This is a genomic window from Photorhabdus kayaii (genome assembly GCF_025384895.1).
Taxonomy (GTDB): domain Bacteria; phylum Pseudomonadota; class Gammaproteobacteria; order Enterobacterales; family Enterobacteriaceae; genus Photorhabdus; species Photorhabdus kayaii.
This window is the reverse complement of record NZ_JAJAFZ010000177.1, coordinates 1-1368: the sequence shown is the minus strand read 5'-3', so window position 1 is coordinate 1368 and position 1368 is coordinate 1. Positions and strand designations below refer to the sequence as shown.

The 1368-nt window shown below is 43.7% G+C and carries 1 protein-coding gene and 2 pseudogenes; all 3 read right to left on the bottom strand.

Annotated features, from left to right (window positions below; genetic code table 11):
- Positions 1-210 (bottom strand): annotated as a pseudogene (locus LGZ98_RS24405) (DUF637 domain-containing protein); the annotation flags it as partial.
- A gap of 85 nt (positions 211-295) precedes the next feature.
- Positions 296-592, bottom strand: coding sequence for a barstar family protein (locus tag LGZ98_RS23730; protein WP_113041474.1), 297 nt, complete (start codon positions 590-592; stop codon positions 296-298).
- Positions 589-1368, bottom strand: a pseudogene (locus LGZ98_RS23725) (ribonuclease domain-containing protein); the annotation flags it as partial. The pseudogene LGZ98_RS23725 and the gene LGZ98_RS23730, both read right to left, overlap by 4 nt.

Below are 1368 nucleotides of genomic sequence, written 5' to 3'. Positions count from 1 at the left end.
CTCCCCATTATCACCAATCAGTTTGGCGCCTTCCGCATTAATCTGATTACCAATATTACTCAACAACGCGGTTTGCAGATTATCCGTAAAACTGCCGCCGTTAATCGCCGTCCCTATTGTCGAGCTCACGATGGATTGTGCCGCAACACGCTGGGCCACCTGACTCCAATTATTATCACTCAATAAAGGAAGCTGCGCTTTTATCGGATCGACAACGCCTTTTCCCTACATCTATTTTTTGAACAATAGGCTTATTAAGCAAATTTTTAGTCTCATTAACCGCTACATAGCTCAGTTACTCTAATTGATAGTCAAATTTATCAGCTAATTTAAAAGTGATGTCTTGTTCTTTGACCCGATTAAATACGGTAATAATTTTTTTAAAAGTATCGCCCAAATACTGATGAGAAGATTCAGAATTTAGCCAAATAATTGTCACTGGACGTTCAATATCACTACTTAAACGATCCCATAACGCATCAAGATTATTCCCATAATAAGGACCAAATTCTAACTGCTCAGATAATGCTTTATGAAAATCACCCTCTGAACAAATGTCTTTCCCATCTAAAATAATTTTATGATCTCTCATTTCCACTTACCTATTGAAATAGCCGTTTCGTAATGATCAACGGTGATATATAACAAACCATCATTAGAATACAGTAATCGAGTTCCTGGTTGATTACCACGAGACATCGTATTATCCAATCCTATGTCAGCCTCATGCCATATTCGACCAGGAGAGGATGGTAGTAGATTATTTGAATTCTCAAAGATATCGCCACCTAATTGACCTCCAGGTGTAGTATTATTGAGAGCCTTTCCAGGTTTCCAACCATTATCTACCGCTTGGTTCTTGGTGACATAATTTTTCGGCAACTGACCTGTAGCTTTCAGACTTTCCACTACTTCATTTGCAGCTTGAGTTGTTTTCAGATCCATCTTAAGGCCAGCGTAATTAGCTGCATTATTCATGCTTTTAGCAGTGCTCGCTACTACAATTTTCGCAGCCGCTGCTTCCGCCGCAGTTTTACCCACACCTATTATGTCAGCCACACCACCCGGTGTTAATGCCCCAGCGACCTGCATACCCGCATTATGCAACCCTTCTGCCAGATCCTTGGCACCTTCTTTGGTGCTACCTAATACTTTTACCGTGCCCGCAGCCAAAACACCGGTCCCAACCGCCGCTTCTGGCGCAACCGCATCAGCGACAAAAATGCCTACGTTATTCAGGCACAGCGCCGGATTGGTTTTACAGCCCTCAAGCGCAACACGCCCTGCCATTGCCATTTCAGCCGAGGCGGCAATCAGTATCTGACCGCCATAAACCAGCGCGTAGCCGCCCGCCGCCACTGCGGTGAC